At 70.1% G+C, this 18,528-nt stretch carries 19 protein-coding genes; 7 read left to right on the top strand and 12 right to left on the bottom strand.

The window, feature by feature from the left end:
• Positions 1-145: 145 nt before the first annotated feature.
• Entirely contained in the window at positions 146-505 is a 360-nt protein-coding gene (locus tag BST11_RS10500; protein ID WP_372509725.1) for a DoxX family protein, read from the top strand.
• A 30-nt stretch (positions 506-535) separates the two neighbouring features.
• Here BST11_RS10500 and BST11_RS10495 read toward each other — a convergent pair whose 3' ends face one another.
• Positions 536-1,345, bottom strand: coding sequence for a ketosteroid isomerase family protein (locus BST11_RS10495; RefSeq protein ID WP_083137917.1), 810 nt, complete (start codon positions 1,343-1,345; stop codon positions 536-538).
• The gene (gene pncA, locus BST11_RS10490) at positions 1,345-1,905 is read right to left on the bottom strand and encodes a pyrazinamidase PncA (protein WP_083137935.1); all 561 of its coding nucleotides are present in this window, start codon (positions 1,903-1,905) and stop codon (positions 1,345-1,347) included. The genes BST11_RS10495 and pncA overlap by 1 nt, the downstream gene beginning before the upstream one ends.
• An 89-nt stretch (positions 1,906-1,994) precedes the next feature.
• On the opposite strand from pncA, the gene BST11_RS10485 reads away from it, so the two are divergent.
• Positions 1,995-2,999 carry a DoxX family protein gene (locus BST11_RS10485; protein WP_083137916.1) on the top strand — a complete coding sequence of 335 codons (1,005 nt, stop codon included), beginning with the start codon at positions 1,995-1,997 and terminating at the stop codon, positions 2,997-2,999.
• Positions 3,000-3,027: 28 nt separating this feature from the next.
• On the opposite strand, the gene BST11_RS10480 is transcribed toward BST11_RS10485, so the two are convergent.
• Genes BST11_RS10480 through BST11_RS10465 form a run of 4 tightly spaced genes read right to left on the bottom strand, consistent with a single transcriptional unit; the run spans position 3,028 to position 7,409 of the window.
• Positions 3,028-3,372 (bottom strand): DUF2784 domain-containing protein, encoded by a 345-nt coding sequence (locus BST11_RS10480; RefSeq protein ID WP_083137915.1) that lies wholly within the window; start codon positions 3,370-3,372, stop codon positions 3,028-3,030.
• A 3-nt stretch (positions 3,373-3,375) separates the two neighbouring features.
• Positions 3,376-3,888, bottom strand: coding sequence for a gluconokinase (locus BST11_RS10475; RefSeq protein ID WP_083137914.1), 513 nt, complete (start codon positions 3,886-3,888; stop codon positions 3,376-3,378).
• Positions 3,864-5,885, bottom strand: a complete 2,022-nt coding sequence (locus tag BST11_RS10470) for a DUF7064 domain-containing protein (protein WP_083137913.1) — start codon at positions 5,883-5,885, stop codon at positions 3,864-3,866. Before BST11_RS10470 ends, BST11_RS10475 begins: the two co-directional genes overlap by 25 nt.
• A gap of 18 nt (positions 5,886-5,903) precedes the next feature.
• On the bottom strand, positions 5,904-7,409 hold the full coding sequence (locus BST11_RS10465) for a carboxylesterase/lipase family protein (RefSeq protein ID WP_083137912.1): 1,506 nt from the start codon (positions 7,407-7,409) through the stop codon (positions 5,904-5,906).
• Between the two features lie 80 nt (positions 7,410-7,489).
• Here BST11_RS10465 and BST11_RS10460 point away from each other — a divergent pair, with 80 nt between their 5' ends.
• Positions 7,490-8,182, top strand: coding sequence for a hypothetical protein (locus tag BST11_RS10460; RefSeq protein WP_083137911.1), 693 nt, complete (start codon positions 7,490-7,492; stop codon positions 8,180-8,182).
• Positions 8,183-8,237: 55 nt separating this feature from the next.
• On the opposite strand, the gene BST11_RS10455 is transcribed toward BST11_RS10460, so the two are convergent.
• Together BST11_RS10455 and BST11_RS10450 are read right to left on the bottom strand one after the other, a co-directional pair.
• Positions 8,238-9,221, bottom strand: a complete 984-nt coding sequence (locus BST11_RS10455; protein ID WP_083137910.1) for an SDR family NAD(P)-dependent oxidoreductase — start codon at positions 9,219-9,221, stop codon at positions 8,238-8,240.
• A gap of 2 nt (positions 9,222-9,223) precedes the next feature.
• Positions 9,224-10,468 carry a cytochrome P450 gene (locus BST11_RS10450; RefSeq protein ID WP_425320598.1) on the bottom strand — a complete coding sequence of 415 codons (1,245 nt, stop codon included), beginning with the start codon at positions 10,466-10,468 and terminating at the stop codon, positions 9,224-9,226.
• Between the two features lie 99 nt (positions 10,469-10,567).
• Between BST11_RS10450 and BST11_RS10445 the strand changes: the two genes are divergently transcribed.
• Positions 10,568-11,206 (top strand): TetR/AcrR family transcriptional regulator, encoded by a 639-nt coding sequence (locus BST11_RS10445; protein WP_083137908.1) that lies wholly within the window; start codon positions 10,568-10,570, stop codon positions 11,204-11,206.
• 5 nt (positions 11,207-11,211) lie between these two features.
• Here the strand turns inward: BST11_RS10445 and BST11_RS10440 are convergent, their stop codons facing one another.
• Genes BST11_RS10440 through BST11_RS10430 form a run of 3 tightly spaced genes read right to left on the bottom strand, consistent with a single transcriptional unit; the run spans position 11,212 to position 13,925 of the window.
• Complete coding sequence (locus BST11_RS10440; RefSeq protein ID WP_083137934.1) at positions 11,212-12,030, bottom strand: mycofactocin-coupled SDR family oxidoreductase; 819 nt, start codon at positions 12,028-12,030, stop codon at positions 11,212-11,214.
• Positions 12,027-13,109, bottom strand: coding sequence for an NAD(P)H-dependent amine dehydrogenase family protein (locus BST11_RS10435; protein WP_083137907.1), 1,083 nt, complete (start codon positions 13,107-13,109; stop codon positions 12,027-12,029). Before BST11_RS10435 ends, BST11_RS10440 begins: the two co-directional genes overlap by 4 nt.
• 27 nt (positions 13,110-13,136) lie before the next feature.
• Positions 13,137-13,925, bottom strand: coding sequence for an SDR family NAD(P)-dependent oxidoreductase (locus BST11_RS10430; protein WP_083137906.1), 789 nt, complete (start codon positions 13,923-13,925; stop codon positions 13,137-13,139).
• Between the two features lie 138 nt (positions 13,926-14,063).
• Here BST11_RS10430 and BST11_RS10425 point away from each other — a divergent pair, with 138 nt between their 5' ends.
• The gene (locus BST11_RS10425) at positions 14,064-14,663 is read left to right on the top strand and encodes a TetR/AcrR family transcriptional regulator (protein WP_083137905.1); all 600 of its coding nucleotides are present in this window, start codon (positions 14,064-14,066) and stop codon (positions 14,661-14,663) included.
• Here the strand turns inward: BST11_RS10425 and BST11_RS10420 are convergent.
• Entirely contained in the window at positions 14,660-15,772 is a 1,113-nt protein-coding gene (locus BST11_RS10420) for an NAD(P)H-dependent amine dehydrogenase family protein (protein ID WP_083137904.1), read from the bottom strand. The two genes, BST11_RS10425 and BST11_RS10420, sit on opposite strands and share 4 nt — an antisense overlap.
• 243 nt (positions 15,773-16,015) lie before the next feature.
• On the opposite strand from BST11_RS10420, the gene BST11_RS10415 reads away from it, so the two are divergent.
• Together BST11_RS10415 and BST11_RS10410 are read left to right on the top strand one after the other, a co-directional pair.
• Entirely contained in the window at positions 16,016-16,711 is a 696-nt protein-coding gene (locus tag BST11_RS10415) for a hypothetical protein (RefSeq protein WP_083137903.1), read from the top strand.
• Positions 16,712-16,929: 218 nt separating this feature from the next.
• Positions 16,930-18,483 carry a nitric oxide reductase activation protein NorD gene (locus tag BST11_RS10410; RefSeq protein WP_083137902.1) on the top strand — a complete coding sequence of 518 codons (1,554 nt, stop codon included), beginning with the start codon at positions 16,930-16,932 and terminating at the stop codon, positions 18,481-18,483.
• Positions 18,484-18,528 lie beyond the last annotated feature (45 nt).

The following is an 18,528-nucleotide window of genomic DNA, read 5'->3' as shown; positions in this document are numbered from 1 at the left end:
TGACCGCATCCATCGAACTCTCTGTCGCAAAAAGGAGACCAGCACCATGACCCTATCGATTGTGCGTCGCGGCGTGCGCCGTCGCCATTCGGCTCGCCGTTGCCGAAACACCGGAAACAGCTGTCAGCCAAGGGGTTGAGATCCGATGTCGCACCTGAACACCGCGTACCTCGTCGTGACGCTGGCGACCGCCGCCGTCACCGCCGCCATCGCGGTCGCCGATCTGATCCCCGCCGGATTCGTTGTGGCGAACTCGGCCGAGGTCGGGGTGCCGCGGTCGTGGTTACCGGCGCTGGGCTGGGTGAAGCTGGCCGGGGCCGTCGGGCTCGTGACCGGGCTGCTCGGGCTGCCGGCGCTGGGGATCGCGGCCGCCGCCGGCCTGGTGGCGTTCTTCGTCGGCGCCGTCGTCACGCATATCAAGGCCCGGGTCCTCTACAACATCGCGTTTCCCGGCGCCTACCTCGGCCTGTCGGCGGCGACGCTGGCGCTGATGGTCGCGCGCTGACCCGCGCGAACGGGCGGCTTATCAGGCGGGTTAAGCGGGAAAGTAGCGGACCGCGTCGATCGCGTTGGGTCGCCGCGCCACGTCGACGAACAGAATGCCGCGCCCGTGTGCCGTGGTGACCGACGCCGCGACGGTGCTGCCCGCGCCGATCACCTTGGTCCAGCTGACCCCTTCGAGCCGCTCGACGAGTTCGGCGGCGTCGAGCCGGTCCCCGTGATCGGGGTCGCCCAAAGTCATTGCGGCCGTTGAGGACAGCGGCCGCAACGCGCCGGCTTCGTCGTTGGCGGCGACGGCGCCGAGGAATGCCTCCGCCAGCCTCTTGTGCCGCGCGCCGGCCCGCCGGAAGCCGGCCAGGAATCCGAGGCTCCCCCGCAGCCCCTGATTGGCCAGCAGTCCGCGCGACAGCTGCACGGCGGGCGCGGCGGCGCGCGACCCGGTTCGCAGGAACTGCTGCACCATCGCCGGCAGCTCCCAATAGGCGCGCAATCGGGCGATCCGCCAGTCCCCGTTGGCCTCTCGGAGGTCGTAGCGCAGCAGCGCCGGGATGTGCATCGTCACCGCGGCGCTCATCGACACCTCGAGTTCGAGGTCGCGCAGCACGGCGGTGCCGAACACGATGTCGAGGTCGCGGTGGAACGTGATGTCGCGCGGGCCGATGAAAGTGTCGTAGAAGCGCCCGATCTGGGCGTGCCCCACGTGCGGGCGCGACCCGACCGGGTCCTCGACCCGGCCGTCGTCGCTGAACAGCCCGGTCCACCCGGCGCGGTCGTGTGCCGCGGCCGCCTGCGGCGACCGCTCCACCGCGGCGAGCAGGCGTTCACGATTCAGCGGCACCACCATCACGGGCCGCCGACCAGTTCGACGCCGGCCGACCGCATCGCCGCCAGCGCCTCGTCGGCCGACTCCGGCGCCACGGCCGCGGTCAGGTCCAGCAGCACCCTGGTGGTCAGGCCGGCCCGCGCCGCGTCCTCGGCGGTGCGCCGGACACAGTGGTCGGTGGCGATGCCGACCACGTCGACCTCGTCGACCTCGCGCCGGCGCAACCATTCGAGCAGCGGGGTCCCGGTTTCGTCAGCGCCCTCGAAGCCGCTGTAGGCCGCCGCGTGGGCGCCCTTGCGGAACACCGCCTCGATCCGGGCGGGGTCGAGCTCGGGACGGAAATCTGCGCCCGGGGTTCCCGCGACGCAGTGCGGGGGCCACGACGACGAGTAGTCGGGCCGGTCGGAAAAGTGGTCGCCCGGGTCGATGTGAAAGTCCTGTGTCGCCACGACGTGGTCGTAGCCCGGCCCGCCGACCACGTATTCGTCGATGGCGGACGCCAGGCGCGCGCCGCCGCGCACCGGCAGCGAGCCGCCCTCGCAGAAGTCGTTTTGCACGTCGACGATGATCAACGCTCGCACGCGCTCCACCCTATCCTCGCGCGGGCGGCCGCGAGCTGGGCCGATACGCGGGCGGTTTGTTTGCGGGTCGTCGGGGTAACCCAGCTGCCATGTTGTTCCGCAGAATCGCGAGGCCCCTTTTGTCAGCGGTGTTCGTCGGCCAAGGCATCGACTCGCTGCGCAATCCCAAGCCGGCGGCCGAGGCCGCGGCGCCGACCGTGGATGGCCTGCGGGCGCTGCCGGACCCCGTGGGCAGCCGGATTCCCAGCGATCCCCAGACCTTCGCGCAGATCACCGCGGCCGTCCAGATCGGCGGCGGCTTGCTGCTCGCCACCGGCAAGGCGCCGCGCGCCGCGTCGGCGGCCCTCGCCCTGACCGTGCTCCCGGCCAACCTCGGCGCGCACATGTTCTGGAGCGAGCGCGACCCGCAGCTCAAAGCGCAGAAGCGCAAGGACTTTCTGACCGACCTCAGCCTGTTGGGCGGGCTGATGATCGCGTCCGCCGACACGGCGGGCCGGCCGTCGCTGGGGTGGCGGGGCCGCCGGGCCGCCGAACGGCTCTCCGAGCGGGTGTCTTCGGCGCTCCCCGGATCCGCGGAGTCCCACGCTTTCGACGCCGACTTCGGTGAGCTCGGGGAGAAGATCGCGCGCGGCCTGCACGTCGGCGCCGAGCGCGGCCGCGAACTGGCCGGCACCGCCGCCGAGAAGGGCGCGCCCTACGCCGGGGCCGCGCTCGAACGCGGGCGCGAACTGGCCAGCACGGCCGCCGAGCGGGGCGCCCCGTACGCCGAGGCCGCCCTCGAGCGGGCCCGCGAATTGGCCGAAACCGCCGCGGAAAGGGGTGCCCCGCTGGCGAAGAGGGCGCGCAAGCGCGGCGAGGAACTCGCGGGCACGGCCGCAGAGCGGGGCGCTCCCCTGGCGAAGAAGGCGCGCAAGCGCGGCGAAGAGCTGGCCGACGTGGCCCGCGACCGCGGCGTTGAACTCGCGGAGATCGCGCGGCTGCGGGGCAGCCAGTTCGCCAGCGAGGCCGCCGCGCGCGGCAGCCAACTGGCCGACGCCGCGCGCGAGCGCGTCGAGGACGGGGTCAAGCCGTCCCGTCGCCGGCGCCCCTGGTAACCACGCGATCGATCGGCTTTAGCGGGCGCTAGCGGCCGCGCACGTACAGCGCCCACGACACCGCCACGAGAGCGAAAGCGGCGAGCTGGACGCCCACCAGCCAGCCCGCCGGATAAAGCGTTCCGGTGACGTAGTGGGCGATGAAACCCCCGGGTGGCAGTGGCGGCAAACCGGCGTGGTGGCGGGCCCAGCGTTCCGCCCACGTCAATGGGCAGTCCGTCCGGTTCGTGGCGATGGCCGCGCCCCAGAGCACCGCGGGCACATGCAGCCACATCGTCCACCGCCAGCGCAGCGCGAGGAAGCCGCCGGCCACGACATACCCGATGAAGGCGAAGTGCGATGCCACGATGAGCCCGACCGCGAGCGTGTACATCGATTAGTCCCCCGCCACGAACGCGGCGACGATCGCGTCGACGCCCCGACCGGCATCGACGGTCATGCCGTCCTCGTCGGCGCCCAACGGCTCCAACGCGTCGAACTGCGAGCGCAGCAGCGCGGCCGGCATGAAATGCCCGAGCCGCGCGGCCAACCGGGCGCCGATGAGTTCCGGTGAACCGCGCAGGTGCAGGAAGGTCACGGGCGGGCAGTGCGCCCGAAGCCGATCGCGGTAGGTGCGTTTGAGCGCCGAGCAACTCACCACGCCGCCGTCGCGGTGGGCGGCCAGCCATTCGCCGACCCTGTCCAGCCAGGGACGGCGATCGTCGTCGGTGAGCGGCTCACCGGCGGCCATCTTGGCGATGTTGGCCGGCGGGTGCAGGGTGTCGGCGTCGATGAAGGGCACCCCCAGCCGCCGGGCCAGCGCCGCCCCCACCGTCGACTTGCCCGATCCCGAGACGCCCATCACGACGACGGGTGGCGCGGCGCCTACTCGGCTCGGTGGCGGTTCCATTCCACCCAGCCGACGCCGCTGCGGCCATCCGCGGTGCGGACGCTGGCCCAGGCGCGCGGAAACTGGCTGGCCCGCCCGTCGTCCGCGGTCAGGCGCACCGGCGCGTGGCCGCGCACCTCGAGGTCCGCGGCGATCTCGCCGGGGCTCAGGTTCAGCGCCGCGTCCAGGGGTAACCCGTTGGCGTCGAAGGCCTCCCGCGAGGCGACGGTTGCCAGCTCGGTGACCGTCACGTCGGCGCCGCCGGGCTTCTGGGCGTAGCCGATGCTGAACTCCGGGGCGCCCGGAATCCGGATGTTCACCCCGTGCAGGTGGGTGCCGTCGTCGAGGTGCAGCGCGGTCCAGATCCAGTCCATGCTCCACCAGTCGCGCACGCCCCACGAGTGATCGCGCTGCCCGGGGACCGCGTCGAGCCGGTAGCTGGTGCCGTCGACCGTGACGGTTCCCGATACGGTGCAAGGGATCTCGTAGCGCGTGGTCACCCGGTACTTGTACGGCGCGCCGTCGGTGGTCCACACCAGGTTCATCGTCACCTCGACGGGGGTTCCCGGCTCACCGCGCAGCAGCGCCGACGGGTCGGGGTAAGCCTCCCCACGCCCGCGCACGTCGACTCGGTAGGCCCGCAGCGGGACGGTGGCGGAGTGGCCCGCCTCGAAGGCGTCGGTGCGCACCGCCCACGGGTCGGTCGGGAGCGCGACCTCGGCGTCGGCGACGGCCACCGTCGGCATCTCGGGCCCGCACAGCAGCGCGTGCACCCAGGCCTTCTTCTGATTCGCGATCAGGCCGATGCGGAACCAACCGCCCAAACCCTGTGCGGCGTCGATGAAGTCGGCGTACCAGCTCTCGCTCCACAGCGGTTCGGCGGTCGGGGCGTGCGCGAGTTCGTCGTCCTCCGACGGGCGCAGCGGCTCGGGCGCCGCCGCGTCCGGCGCGGCAACCGGCAGCGTGGCCAGCGCGTCGGTGTCGAGCACGTGGTCGCAGTTGCGTTGCAGCATCGTCATGAACATCCGGTCGCCGCGGTCGGTGCGCTCCACCAGCATCGACGAGACGATCGCCATCATCACGCCGAAAAAGCTTTGGCGCCGCACGCCTTCGGCGACGTCGGCGAGGCCGATCGGCGGGTGGGTGCCCAGCGCCTCGTGGTAGGCGCCCAGCAGTTCGTCGTAGCGCTCGCGGCGGTCCTCGGTGCGCAGGGCGCAGCCGAGGAAGTAGGACAGGTCGGTGAGCGCCGGCCCCCAGGCGACGGTCTGCCAGTCGACCACCGTCAGGGCGCGGTCGGCACCCGCGGTGCCGAACAGGAGGTTGTCCAGCCGGTAGTCGCCGTGCACCAGCCCCCGGATGCGGTCCGGCTCCGACTCTTGGGCGAGGTAGCCGTCGAACGCGGCCACCAGGCGCTCGCACACCACCCGGTGCTCCGGCGCGATCAGGTCGCCGTACCGCTCGACGAAGCCGGCGTACAGCGTCGCGATCATGGCCTGGTTCAGGGGCGCGTCCCGGTTCAGCCAGGGCGCCTCGGCCAGCGTGGTGTCCCCCAGCAGCGGGCCGTGCAGCCGCCCCAACTCGACGACCGCGATGTGGGCTTGTTCGGTTGTGGCGCCCGCGATTTCGTCACCGACGACGGCCGGCCCGGCATCGCCGAGCAACAGGTCGAACACGCCCGTCGCGGTGTCGAGGGCGGCGTGGTAGCACGGCGCGATGGGCCCGCCCAGCCGCGGGGCGATGTCGCCGTAGAAGCGGACCTCGCGCTCGTAGAGGCCCAGCGCCGACCCCGTCTGCCGGCTCACCGGGTCGGAGGCCGCGACCTTGAGCACCACCGACGCGGGCCAGCCGGCTTCTTGATGTGCGTAGGTCAGGCGGACCCGATAGCACTCGCTCATCTGGCCGGTGCCGATGCGCTCCACAGCGAAATCGGAAATGGGTCCGGTCCCGATGGCGGCGGCCAGCCAGGCGGCGGTGAGATCACCGGGGCGTTCGATGACTTGCTCGGTGTCGGCGTGCATGAGCGTCAGCGTGCCAGGTCACTGGGCAAGGGAGAAACCGTCCCAGGCGATTCGGCGGTGCGGGTGGGGGTCGAACTCGACCCGGGTCTTGCGGTCGAAGACCATGACGGCGCGGTCGGCGAGGGTGTAAGCGGGCCAGTCGTCGCCCGGCGACCCCGTGCGGCCGAACGACCGCCACCGCCGCTGCACCTCGTTGCTGACCCGCAGGGCGGCGCGACGATCGGCGGCGGCGGTCAGCAGCGCGCCGAACCGGGTGCGGTAGACGTCGAAGACGGCCAGCAACTCGGTGGCGTGCGTCGCCCCCAGGCCCGTCCAGCGCAGGGTGCGCGGGGCGTAGTCGTACCGGTACAGGTAGGTGGGCGCGTGGCCGCAGTGGGCCTCGGCGAGCTGCCAGGCCGCCGAGCTGAACGCGAAGTCGCCGCCGAGCTGGATGCACGCGGCGGGCGCGGGATAGTCGGGGTAGGCGGCCGTAATGCGTTCGCGGGCACCCGGTTCCGTGTCGGCCAGCAGTTCCTCGATCATCGACTCGTTCGTCGGCAGCATCTTGAGGAACCGGGTGAACAGCCGGCCCTCCTCGGCGTTGGTGCCCACGATGAGCGGCACCCGGTGCGCCCGGCCGCGCCGTATGGCCTCGACGGGCTCGACGGGCAGGGTGTCGTCGCCGAAGCTCGGGCCGATGGGGAAGGCGCCCAGCCGGTTCTCCATGCCGTCGTCGATGAGCCGGTGCTGGGCCGCGACGATCTGCGCCGCCGACGCCCGCATCAGCGCGTCGGCGGCGTTCCCGGTGCGCGCGCCGAGCAGGCGGGCGAACCGGGTGGCGAATTCGTCGGCGACCTCCTTCGGGCGCACCAGCCCCGACGCCGGGCTCTCCGAGATCGCCCGGGCGAACAGGCCCTCGGCGGCGGGCACGGCCAACAGCGTGGCGGTGATGCACGCCCCCGCGCTTTCGCCGAAAATGGTGACATTGCCCGGGTCGCCGCCGAACTCGGCGATGTTGTCCCGCACCCACTGCAGCGCCAGCACGAGGTCGCGCAGGTACAGGTTGCTGTCGATGGGGACCTCGGGTGTCGACAGCGACGACAGGTCCAGGCAACCCAGCGCGCCCAGGCGGTAGTTGACCGACACGTACACGCAACCGCGCCGCGCCAGCGCGGCGCCGTCGTAAAGCGGCGTGGCCGAGCTGCCCAGGATGTAGCCGCCGCCGTGGATGAACACCATCACCGGCAGCGGCGCGTCGGACGCGGCCTCCGGGGCGACGACGTTGAGGGTGAGGCAGTCCTCGCTCGTGGGCTGGTAGCGACCCAAGCCCAGCATGGTGTAGCGGCGCTGCTGCGGCGCGCAATTGCCGAAGCCGTGGCAGTGGCGCACGCCCGACCACGGCGGCGCCGGACGCGGCGCCCGCAGGCGCAGCCGCCCCACAGGCGGGCGGGCGTACGGGATGGATCGCCAGCGGTGCACGCCGTCGCGGGTGAAGCCCTCGACGATGCCCGCGGTGGTGCGGGCGCGCGTGGTGCGCTCATGCATACCAGTGACGGTAACCGACACCGCGGGCGCACCGTGCGGGTAGCGGCCGAATCCCGGCGCGTGGCGGCTAGCCTGGCGGGATGCGGATCGCCGCGCTTCTCGCCACGACGTTGCTGCTCGCCGGATGCTCGCACCCGGGGAACTCGGGTCAGCCGCAAACCACCACGCCGACGTCGGCGGGGGCATCTCCTTCCGCCCCGGGCACGACCGGGCCGTCGGGCGGCAAGCCGCCCGCCCCGTCCGCCGCGCCCGCGGCCGGCGCCGCGGTCTCCGACGTCATCGCGTGGATCGAGGCGGGTCACCCCGCCGACCCGGGCCGCTATCACAGCGCGACGCGCGACGGCGCCAGCACCCCGCTGGGCGCCGACATCGCGCTGGCGGCGGCGTCCGGCGCCGTCTCGTGCATGACCGATTCCCAGCACACCGGCGGCGCGCTGGCGTGCCTGGTGAACCTGACCAACCCCCCGCCCCGCCCCGAGACTGCCTACGGCGACTGGAAGGCCGGCTGGGTCGATTTCGACGGAACCAGCCTGCAGGTCGGGTCGGCACGCGCCGACCCAGGCCCCTTCATCAACGGCAACGGGCCCGAGCTCGCCGACGGGGATTCGCTGTCGTTCGGCGACTACCGGTGCCGCGCGGACCAGGCGGGCCTGTTCTGCGTGAACTACGCCCACCAGTCGGCGGTGCGTTACGCCGCCGCGGGCATCCAGCCGTTCGGCTGTTTGAAGCCGGTGCCGCCGCCGGACGGCGTCGGCGCGGCGTTCCGCTGCTGAGCGCCCCGAGGCCCGGCGTCGACTTGTTGCGAGAAATCCGCCGTTTCCGCCTCAACTACTCGACGTTGGGCGCCGCGAGCGTGGCGAACAGCTCGCGCATCTCGTCGGCGGGTCCGCCCGGCACGGTGTAGCCGGCTTCGTCGCGGATCTCGTCGAGGTGGTCGCGCACGTCCTCGACGGACAGGCCGTCGCGGTGGAAGCCCCGCGTCCTGCCGATGAAAAATCGCGCGACGTGCCCGGCGCCGACGGTGAAGATCTCTCCGGATACCGGGCACTCGCGGTGCGTCAGGAACGCCGCGACCGGGGCCACCAGTGCCGGGTCCAATCGCCGAAGATACTGTCCGACAAGGTCATCCAGCACCGCCTGGGCCGCCGCGTCGCCTTCGGCGACCGGTCCGCCGGTCGCGCCGTCGACCGAGTGCGCCATCATCCGGGTGGAGGCGATCGGGGCGATCGCGTTGACCTTGATGTGGTGCTCGGCGCCCTCGGCGGCGAGCGCGCGGGTGAAACCGATCAGGCCGGTCTTGGCCGCCCCGTAGTTGCTCATCCGTTCGGCGCCAAGGATTCCGGCGGCCGAGCAGGTGTTGAGTATGCGGCCGTAGCGCCGGTCGCGCATCACCGTCCACGCCGGTCGCGTCACGTAGAACGCGCCGTTCAGATGCACGTCGACCAGGGGGTCGAGCCGATCGGAGGTCATGTCCTCGAAGGGCGCGTCACCGACGATCCCGGCGTTGTTGATCACGATGTCCACCCGCCCCCAGGCGCGCAGCGCGGTGTCGATGATCGCCTGCCCGCCTTCGGGGCTCGCCACGCTGTGTGCGTCGGCAACCGCCTGGCCGCCGCTGCGGCGGATCTCCGCGACCACGGCGTTCGCCGCCTCACCGTCCGCGCCATCCCCGGTCACCGATCCCCCGGTGTCGTTGACGACGACGCGCGCGCCCCGCGCCGCCAGCAGCAGCGCGTACTGCCGGCCCAGTCCGCCGCCGGCGCCGGTGATGACGGCGACCCGGTCGTCGAAGCGCAGCTCGGGGGATGACATCGTCACCAGCTGACCGGGAGCTCCTTCAGGCCATAGATGTTGGCCCGCTTGAACTGCAACTCATCCAGGGGCACCGCCAACTTCAGGCCGGGCAGCCTGCGCGCCAGCGTGGCGAACGCGACCTGCATCTCGACACGGGCCAGGTTGGCCCCGATGCATTGGTGCACACCGTAGCCGAAACCCAGGTGTCCGCGGGGGTTTCGGTCGGGGTCGAACGTCTCCGGGTCGTCGACGAACTCGGCGTCCCAGTTCCCCGCGGGCAGGTTCATGATGACGAACTCCCCCGCGCGGATCCGCTGGCCGCCGATCGTGAGGTCCTCGGTCGCCACCCGGTCGACCTGGCTGTGCACGATGCTGAGATAGCGCATCAGCTCCTCGACGACGTTGGCGATGACGGCGGGGTCGTCGGTGCGTCCGAGCCGTTCGAACACGTCGGGATGGTCAAGCAGCGCAACCGTTCCCAACCCGATCATGTTGGCGGTGGTCTCGTGGCCGGCCTGCATCATGATCACGCTGTTCATGGCCGTGGTGGCATGGTCGAGCTTGCCCGTGGCCACGTATTCGGTGAGCAGGCGGCTGATCAGGTCGTCGCCGGGTTCGCGCTCCTTGCGCAGGATCAGCTCCTCGATATAGGCGTACATCGCCGCGAAGGCGCGGCCCCTCTCCTCGTCGGCGCACTTCGGGTCCAGCCCGACGGTCGTGTAGTGCTGGAAGAGCGCAAGATCCTCCGGCGGCACCCCCAGCAGCAACGCGATCACCAAAGACGGCACCGGCAAGGCGAATTCGCGCACCAGGTCGGCCGGTGCCCCGGTTGCGACCATCTCGCCGAGATAGTGGTCGACCATTTCCTGGATCTGGGGGCGCATCGACTCGCAGCGCCGGAAGGTGAAATTGGTGGTCAGCATGCGCCGCAACCTATGATGCTCGGGGTCGTCGGCGCGTGCGAACATCACCGGGACCTTGTTGTCGTCGTCCGTCGGCATGATGGAGTCCGGAATGGTCTTGGCGGACAGGCGCGGATCGAGCAGCGCCGCCCTGATGTCGTGGTAGCGGCTGACCACCCAGATCGGGTTGCCGCCGAACATCGCCCGGCGCAGCCCGGGCCGCGCCCGCCACTCCGTGAACTCCGCCGGGGGCGCCAACGGGCAGCGCGAGTCCCGCTCTATGGGCAGCATAGGAAGATCGGCGTCCCGACCGCATTCGGACGACACGGAAGGTTCGGAAGGCTCGTAAGGCTCGGAAGGCATTGCCATAGGCCGCATTTCCCACTAACTGTCAGGTGTCTGCCAGTTCTACAGGGTAGAGTGAAGGCTTGTTGGCAGTCAACTGTCAGTTAGGCTGGGTCCATGACGACGGTTGAGGAGGTCGAGGATCGGCCGTTGCGGGCGGACGCGGCCCGCAACGTCGAGCGCATCCTCCGTGCGGCGCGCGACGTCTACGGCGAGCTGGGGCCCGACGCGCCGGTGGAAGCGGTCGCGCGGCGCGCCGGTGTCGGCGAGCGAACGCTCTACCGCAGGTTTCCGACGAAGGCCGACCTGGTCCGGGCCGCCCTGGACCAGAGCATCGCCGAGGATCTCACGCCGGTGATCGATGCCGCCCGCCGCGCCGACGACCCGCTGCGCGGCCTCACCCAATTGATCGAGGCGGCGATCTCGCTGGGGGCCCGCGAACACAACCTGCTGACCGCCGCGCGCCGGGCCGGCTCCCTCACGCCCGACATCTCGGTGTCGCTCAACGCCGCGCTCGGCGAGCTGGTCCGCGAGGGCCAGCGCGCCGGCCGGGTCCGCGCCGACCTGGTGGCCGACGACCTCCCGCGCCTGGTGGCGATGCTCTTCGGCGTCCTGTCGACGATGGACGCGCGCAGCGACGGCTGGCGGCGCTATGTCGCCCTCGTCGTCGACGCGATCTCCATCGACGAGCGCCTGCCGCTGCCCCCGGTCGCGGAGCTGCGCTATGAGGTGGGCCCCCACAGCTGGCCGCTCTGACGGTCCTAGTTGATGGTCACCCCGGCGTCGACCTTGAACTGCAGCCCCGTCACATACCGGGACTCGTCGGAGAGCAGGAACAGCACCGCGTTGCTGACGTCGGCGGGCTCGACGGCCGGCGTGGGCATCGCGTTGACGAAGATCGGTATCAGGTCGGGCCTTTGCTCGCCCAGCGCGACGCCGAACGACGGCGGGATCATGCCGGTATGGCAACCGGTGGGAAGCACCGCATTCACGCGCACGTTCTGGGCGGCCAGTTCGTTGGCCAATCCCAATGTCAAACCCACGACACCATATTTCGCGGCCGTGTAAGGCATCTGTAGCGGGAAACCTTTCATGGCGCCCGCGGAACTGATGTTGACCAGACTGCCGCCTCCCTGCTCGAGCAGGTGCGGTATCGCCGCCGCGCAGGTGTTCCACACCCCGATGAGATCGATGTCGACCACCGTGCGCCACTGATCGAGTGTTGTTCTGTCCCAGGGCGCCGACGTCAACACGCCGGCATTGGCCACCGCACCGTCCAGCCCGCCCAGCTCGCTGACGCCGTCATCGACAGCCGAGCGCAACTCCACGTCGTCACGGACGTCGACGACGCGGCTCACGCAGCGACGGCCGAACTCCCTCACCAGTCGTACGGTCTCGGCGAGGTCGTCCTCGCTGGCCAGCGGGTAGTCGATCTGCGGCAGGGATTGACAGATATCGACCAGAATGAGGTCAGCGCCTTCTTCCGCGAGGCGCACGGCATGGCTGCGGCCCAAACCGCGGGCGGCGCCGGTGATGAGCACACGTTTCCCGGCAACCCGCCCCGGCGGCGAATTCGTCACCGCCCGTTCCACATCAGGCCGCGCATCGTCGCCGACAGGGGAACGTCATCCACGGCGATCAGACCCCGGGGCGCGCGGCACACCCAATCGATCGCGTTGACCACGCGGCCCGCCGTCGAAATGCAGCCGGCGTCAGTGGAATCGAACAGTGGGTGGCTGACGTGGGTGTTGATCTCCACCCGCGGTTCGCCCTCGACGACGACGCGGTGCACGCCGGTGTGCCCGTCAGGCGGAAACTCCCAGTCCGGCGCCGCGGCCCGGGTGAGCCTGGTGACGTGCTCGAGGGTGATCACCGGCGTGCCGTCGCGCACGCCCTCGGTGGCGAACCGCACGGCGGCCATCCGCCCGGGCTCCACGGTCATCATCGTGCAGTCGATGCGTTCCGGCGTGTACCAAGGTTCGACACGTTGGCGCACGTCGTCCAGTTTGATGTCGAGATTGTCCGCCAGGCTGCGGACCTGACCTCCCCACATCGACACGATCACCCCGGGCAGAAACATCATCGGCGAGTCGTCGTCCGGCGCGGAGCCGAACCCCATTGCGGCACCGGTGAACTCGGCGTCGTCGTAGTTTCCATAGTCGAAGATCTCCTGAACGGTGATCGACGAGACGCGGGTGGTCAGGCTGACCGCCGAGTGCACCAGCGTGTCGCCGGAGAAGCCCGGGTCGATTCCGTTGACGTACAGCGACGCGTCGCCGGCCTCGCACGCCTGTTCCAACGGCACCCGCAACCAGTCCTCGGCGTGGCGGGGCGTGACCAGCCAGACCAGCGACGTGCCAACCACGTTGGTTCCCGCCGCGAGGAACTTGGCCATCTGCTCGATGGCCTCCATGGGCCGCGTCTCGCCCTGCGAGGTGTACACCACGCAATCGGCGCCGAGGCCCACCAGGGCGTCGACGTCGTCCGTGGCCAGGACGCCGGTCGGCTCGTCCAGCCCGCACAGCTCGGCCGCGTCCCTACCGATCTTGTCTGTGCCGGCGGCGTGCACGCCGACCAGCTGCAGATCCGGCCTGCCGATGATGGCGCGCAACGAGTGCCGCCCCACATTGCCCGTCGAGAACTGAATTACCTTGCGCACCGCCCGCTTCTCCTTCGCCAGGTCACCTCAGTAGTCCGGTATCGGCAGCGGCGAGTTGTTCGAGTCGATGCCGCCGTCGACGTGGAAGATGGCGTTGGTGGCGTAGCAGTCGCGCGTGCACAGATACACCGTAAGGCGCCCGAGGTCCTCGACGTCGCCCAGCCGATGCAGCGGCGTGGCCTCCTGCATCTTCTCCAGCGAACCCGGCATCAGGTCCAGGCTGCTCTGCAGGCCGTCGGTGGCGAACGAACCGAGCGCGATGGCGTTGACCCGAATCTTCGGCGCCAGTTCCTGCGCCATCGCGCGGGTGAGCGATTCCAGGGCGCCCTTGGCCACGCAGTAGGCGGTCAAGGCGCGAATGCCGAACCGGGCGGAACCCGACGAGATGTTGACGATGGAGCCGCGCCCGGCGGCGAGCATGTGCGGGGCCGCGAGCTGACTCATGATGAAGGCGGAGGTCACGCACCAGTCGAAGGTGTGCCGGAAATCCTCGTCGGTGATGTCCAAAAACCGGGCGTACGTGGAGCCGCCGACGTTGTTGACGAGGATGTCGATCCGGCCGAAGCGCTCCATGGCGGTGTTCACGACCCGTTCGCCGTCCGGGCGGCTCATCGCGTCCGCGACGAGCGCCAGCCCCTTGCCGCCGGCGTCTTCGATCCCCTTGATCGTGCCGACGATATCCGCCTCCGTACGTGCCGTACCGACCAGCGTGGCGCCGGCCTCGGCCAGCACCCGGGCGATGCCGGCGCCAACCCCCTTACCGGCGCCCGTGACGATCGCTACCTGGCCATCCAGCCGGAACTGCTCCAACGCCATGCTGGCTCCTTTAATCGACGGCGACGGGGGCGGGGTCCAATCTAAGGGCGCTTTCTGACTAAAGTCAACGAATGTGCGGCGCGCCGATGAGATACTCTCGAAGCTGTCGGACGAGCCGGGTCAACCGTGAGGACTGAAATGGCGGTGGCGGACAAGCTATCTGCGCGTGAGGCGAAGCGCCTGCAGACCAGGGAGCGGTTGTTGGGCGCCGCGATCGCCGAGTTCACCAGGTCCGGGATGACCGACGCCGACGTCAGCACGATCGTCGCCGCGGCCGGGGTCGCTCACGGCACCTTCTTCTTCCACTTCCCGACCAAGGAGCATGTGCTGCTCGAGCTGGAGCGCCGCGAAGAGGAGCGCATGGCCAAGCAGCTGGCACAGTTCCTCAAGTCCAAGCACGACCTCTCGGCGACCCTGAACGAGGCCGTCCGGATGGTGGTCGGGTTGGAGCGCCGGCTGGGCGATCTGCTCTTCAAAGACTTTCTGGCGCTGCACTTCTCACCCACGCGGCCGCCCGCCGAGGACGGCCGGGATCACCCGTTGATCGTCGCGGTCGCCCAGGAGATCGCCGACGCTCAGGAGCGCGGTGAGACGGCCGCCGACGTCAACCCGATGAACAGCGCGGTGTTCTTCCTGCTGGGCCTCTACGCGCTGTTGGTCACCACGACCGGGTGGCCGACGGGCAACGCGCTGCTCGAAGACTACGTCGCGCGGACGCTGCGCAGCCTGGCGCCCTAGGAGCGCACGAGGCCGCGCAGCGACACCAGCCCGAGTTCCTTGTGCGTGAGGAACCCCGGGGCGGCGTCGCACACCGCCGGAATCGTGTTGGCCGGGCCCATCGCGGTCCAGGTGTACCCGGGCTTGGGATAGTTGCCGCTGGCATCCGGCGGTGCTTGCAGGATCAACTCGGTGGGCTCGTCGCCCCGGATCACGATGCGGTAGTGATAGTGACCGCCCCAATCCGGTTGCGGCTCAATGGCGTCGTATTCGTCCATGGTGTACATCTCGTGGAACGTCATGAAGGGCCTGCCGTCCACCCACGTCGTCCACTTGTGATGCTGGGAGGCGACGGTGCCCTTCTTGATCACGCCCTTGAAGCCCGGCATGTCGCTGGTCGGCCCTCCCTCGAACGGGATGTCCCGCGTCGCCGTGCCCAGATCCACCTCGGTCGTGTACTTGTCCACCACCTTCCCGAACCCTTCGGCCACCATGGCCATCGACTGGGCGAACAACGGCCATGCGTTGCCCAAAAGATTTGGCCCGGACCGAAACTCGTCGGGGTCGCTGCCCATCCCCATCTCGTGCAGATACTTCAGGGTGTCCTTGCCGAAGTTCACCACCTCGTAGATGTCGATGGCGTCGATCCGGCTCACGATGCGGGCCAGGGTCAGCACGAGCAGGTCCCCGGCGAAACCGGGGTTGATGCCGCCCGCGTGGAACGAGACGCCGCCCTCGCGGCAGGCCGCGTCGATCTTGTCGATGTCGGCCCTGCTGTGTTCGGTTGGGTACCACCAGGCCCCGCCCGAGGCGACCACGTTTTTGCCGCCGCGCAGCAGGCGGCAGACCTCGTCGGGATCCGACCACAGCGGCGCGTAGAAGACACAATCGGCGTCGAGCGCCTCGATGGCGTCCTTGTCGGTGGTGGCGAGCACGCCGATGGGGGCGGTGCCGACGAGCTCGCCGGCGTCCTTGCCCACCTTCTCCGGGCGGTTGCACAGCACGCCGACCACCTCGTATGCGGGGTTGCCGATGAAGTGGCGCAGCGCCACCGATCCGACATTGCCCATGCCCCACTGGATCACGCGATATTTGCGGTCGGTCGAAGATTCCAACGGCTGCAACGACATTGCGACTCCTCGGCTGAGCGTTCGCACAGCGTAGGCACGCCGCCGAGCCGATGTCAACGGTCGGACCGGCTGACTGATGTCAGTTTGGGGATACAACCGCTCCGATGAGGAGTGCCACATAGCCGCTATGTCACAGACGCATCCGCCACCGGTCTTCCCGGCCGCGCGCTTACGATGACTATAGTCAGTTTGTTATGGTGGTACCCGCACTTGATCTGCCGGCGTTGACGGCGAGGAGGGCCCGTGAATCTGGCGCAGGCGCAGCAAGGCCACGTCGCGTTGGACGACCACGTGGAGCGGTCGGCGCTGGCCCAGCGGCAGGCCGACAAGTGGCTCATCAGCGGGAGCCTGTTGATCGGCACCGCCGCCCTCGGCGTCTTCGGCCTGCCGCTGTTCCTGCGCGGCGTGTGGCTGCTGCGCCGGGGACAGCGCGAGGGGCTGTCGGTCCGGCCGATGCTCGTGACCCTGATCGGTTATCTGGTCATCATCGACGCCGCGATCAACACCGTCGGGTGGGCTCTCGACCTGGTGGCCAACCACACCCTGCTGGCCCGCGTGCTGCTCAACGGCTGGGGCAACATGTTCGACGCCGGCTACTTCTGGCACTACAACGAGCTGTGGGTCGGCGGCGCCGCGGGTCCCGGGGAGAAGGCCTGGGAGGTCGGCCTCATCCTGACCGTCTTCACGATGCGGATCGCGGCCGCGATCGGCTTCCTGCAGATGAAGCGCTGGGGCCACCAATGGATGGTGATCACCTGCTGGATGGGCGTGGTGATCTGGATCGGCTACGTGTTCAACATGACCATGTTCGCGGACGTGCGCTACGCCGGCGTCGTGCTGCCGGTCGTCGGGTGGTGGCTGTACGACATCTTCTACATCACCCCGTTCCTGGCGATCCCGTACCTGCACAGCGTCAACCGCGAGATCTTCACCGATTGACGTGGCGGCCAACAGGTATCACCGAATGTTTCGCATGTTTCGAATGTTTCAGTCCTTCGGCACAGGGGCGGTGTGGAACCCGCCATCGAGGAGGTCGGATCGTGGCTTATGTCTGGGAGATCCTTCGTTACGTCGCCGCCTGGGGCGGCACCGGGCTGGTCATCTGGTTCTGGTATTGGCTGTTCTCCAACATCGGGACGTTCTAGGCGGTTCGGCCCATGGCTGACTGTTCGGATGCGGGCGCGATGGCGGTCGAACGGAGTTGCGCCGTGACCGCGGTCGCGTTCAGCGAAGGCCGCCGCGAGGGCGCCCGCCTGGTCACCGGCGAACGCCGCGCGTTCGGCCTGAACGGGAGCCTGGCGTTCGTCCACGTCCCCTATCCCGCCCCCGACTTGGGCCCCGATTCGGCCAAGCCCGGCTGGACGCGCCGCACCCTGACATGCGGTGTGGCAATGCAGTGTTCGCCGTCGAAGGAGCGCATCACCGACTACCGGTTGAACGAGCTGTCGACGCGCGAGCTGTGCGCGCTCACGTTGGTCGAAGCCGGCGTCGCCCTCGGCTGGATGGCGCGGCGCTGGCCGGGCCTGCTGCCGGAGCTGCGGCGGGCGGTGCCCGACCTGTGCGCCCGCGACGCCGACCTGGGCGCGGTCGAAATGCTCAACCTGGCGATATCGCTGGCCCGGACGACCCGCGCCCTCACGGTCCATCCGCTGCTGGGCGGCCTGCCGGCGGCCCACACGACACCGCGCGGGCTGGCCGACAACCTGCGGCGCCGGTTCGGCAGGATGCCATGGACCTCAACGCAAAAGCGCCTGCCGCAGCCCTACTCCGTTCCCGTCGGCGGCGACGGCGGCATCCGCAATCCCAACTTGCCGCCGCCCAGCAGGCCCCAGGACGACGACGCCGGCGTCTCCCCCGAGAACCGGCCCGGCATCCCGTACCCCGAATGGAACATGTGGACGCAGCGCTTCCTGCCCGACCACGTGGCCGTCCTCGAGCGCGCGCACGCCCGCCCCATGCGGGACCCGGCACCGGTCACCGTCGACGTGCGCAAGTGGTTCGAGGAACACACCCATCGCGCCATGACCAACCGCCGCGAGGACGGCTCGGACCTCGACGTCGACCAATACGTCAGCCACTACATCGATCTGGCGACCGGTGAGGCCGGCGAGCCGCGCATCTTCCGCGAACTGCTGCCGAGTGGCCGCGACGTCGCCACCGCCCTGCTGCTCGACGGCAGTTCGTCGCTGGGGGTGCACGGCGGACGCATCTTCCGGCTGGAACTGACTTGCGCCGATGCCCTTTCGCGGGCCATGACGCTCGCCCGTGAGCGCCACGGCGTGTTCGTGTTCACCGGCAACACCCGGCACCGGGTCGAGGTGCACTGCCTCAAGGACTTCGAGGACCGCCGGTTCGTGCCGCCCAGCGGACTGGGCCTGCGCACCAGCGGCTACACCAGACTCGGTGCGCCACTTCGCCATTTGACCAGCCGTCTGCTGGCGCAGCGTTCCGAGCGGCGGCTGCTGATCGTCATCGGTGACGGGCTCATCTCCGACGAGGGTTACGAGGGCCGCTACGCCTGGGCGGACGTCGCCCACGCGGTCGAGGAGGCCGGCGACGCGGGGGTGTCGATGTACTACGTGGGCGTCGGGCCCGCCCGTGTCGATCCCCTGCCGGACGTGTTCGGGCCGCGCCGCTCCCAACGCATCCGGCGGGTGGAGGACCTGCCGCGGGTGCTCGCCCACGTCCATCGACAACTCGTCGCCGCATGACCGCCCACCACCGCCCCGTCACCGCAAGAACGACGCCAAGGACGA

Source organism: Mycobacterium alsense (assembly GCF_002086635.1).
GTDB lineage: Bacteria > Actinomycetota > Actinomycetes > Mycobacteriales > Mycobacteriaceae > Mycobacterium > Mycobacterium alsense.
The sequence above is the reverse complement of the archived record's forward strand: the minus strand, read 5'-3'. Positions and strand labels throughout refer to the sequence as shown.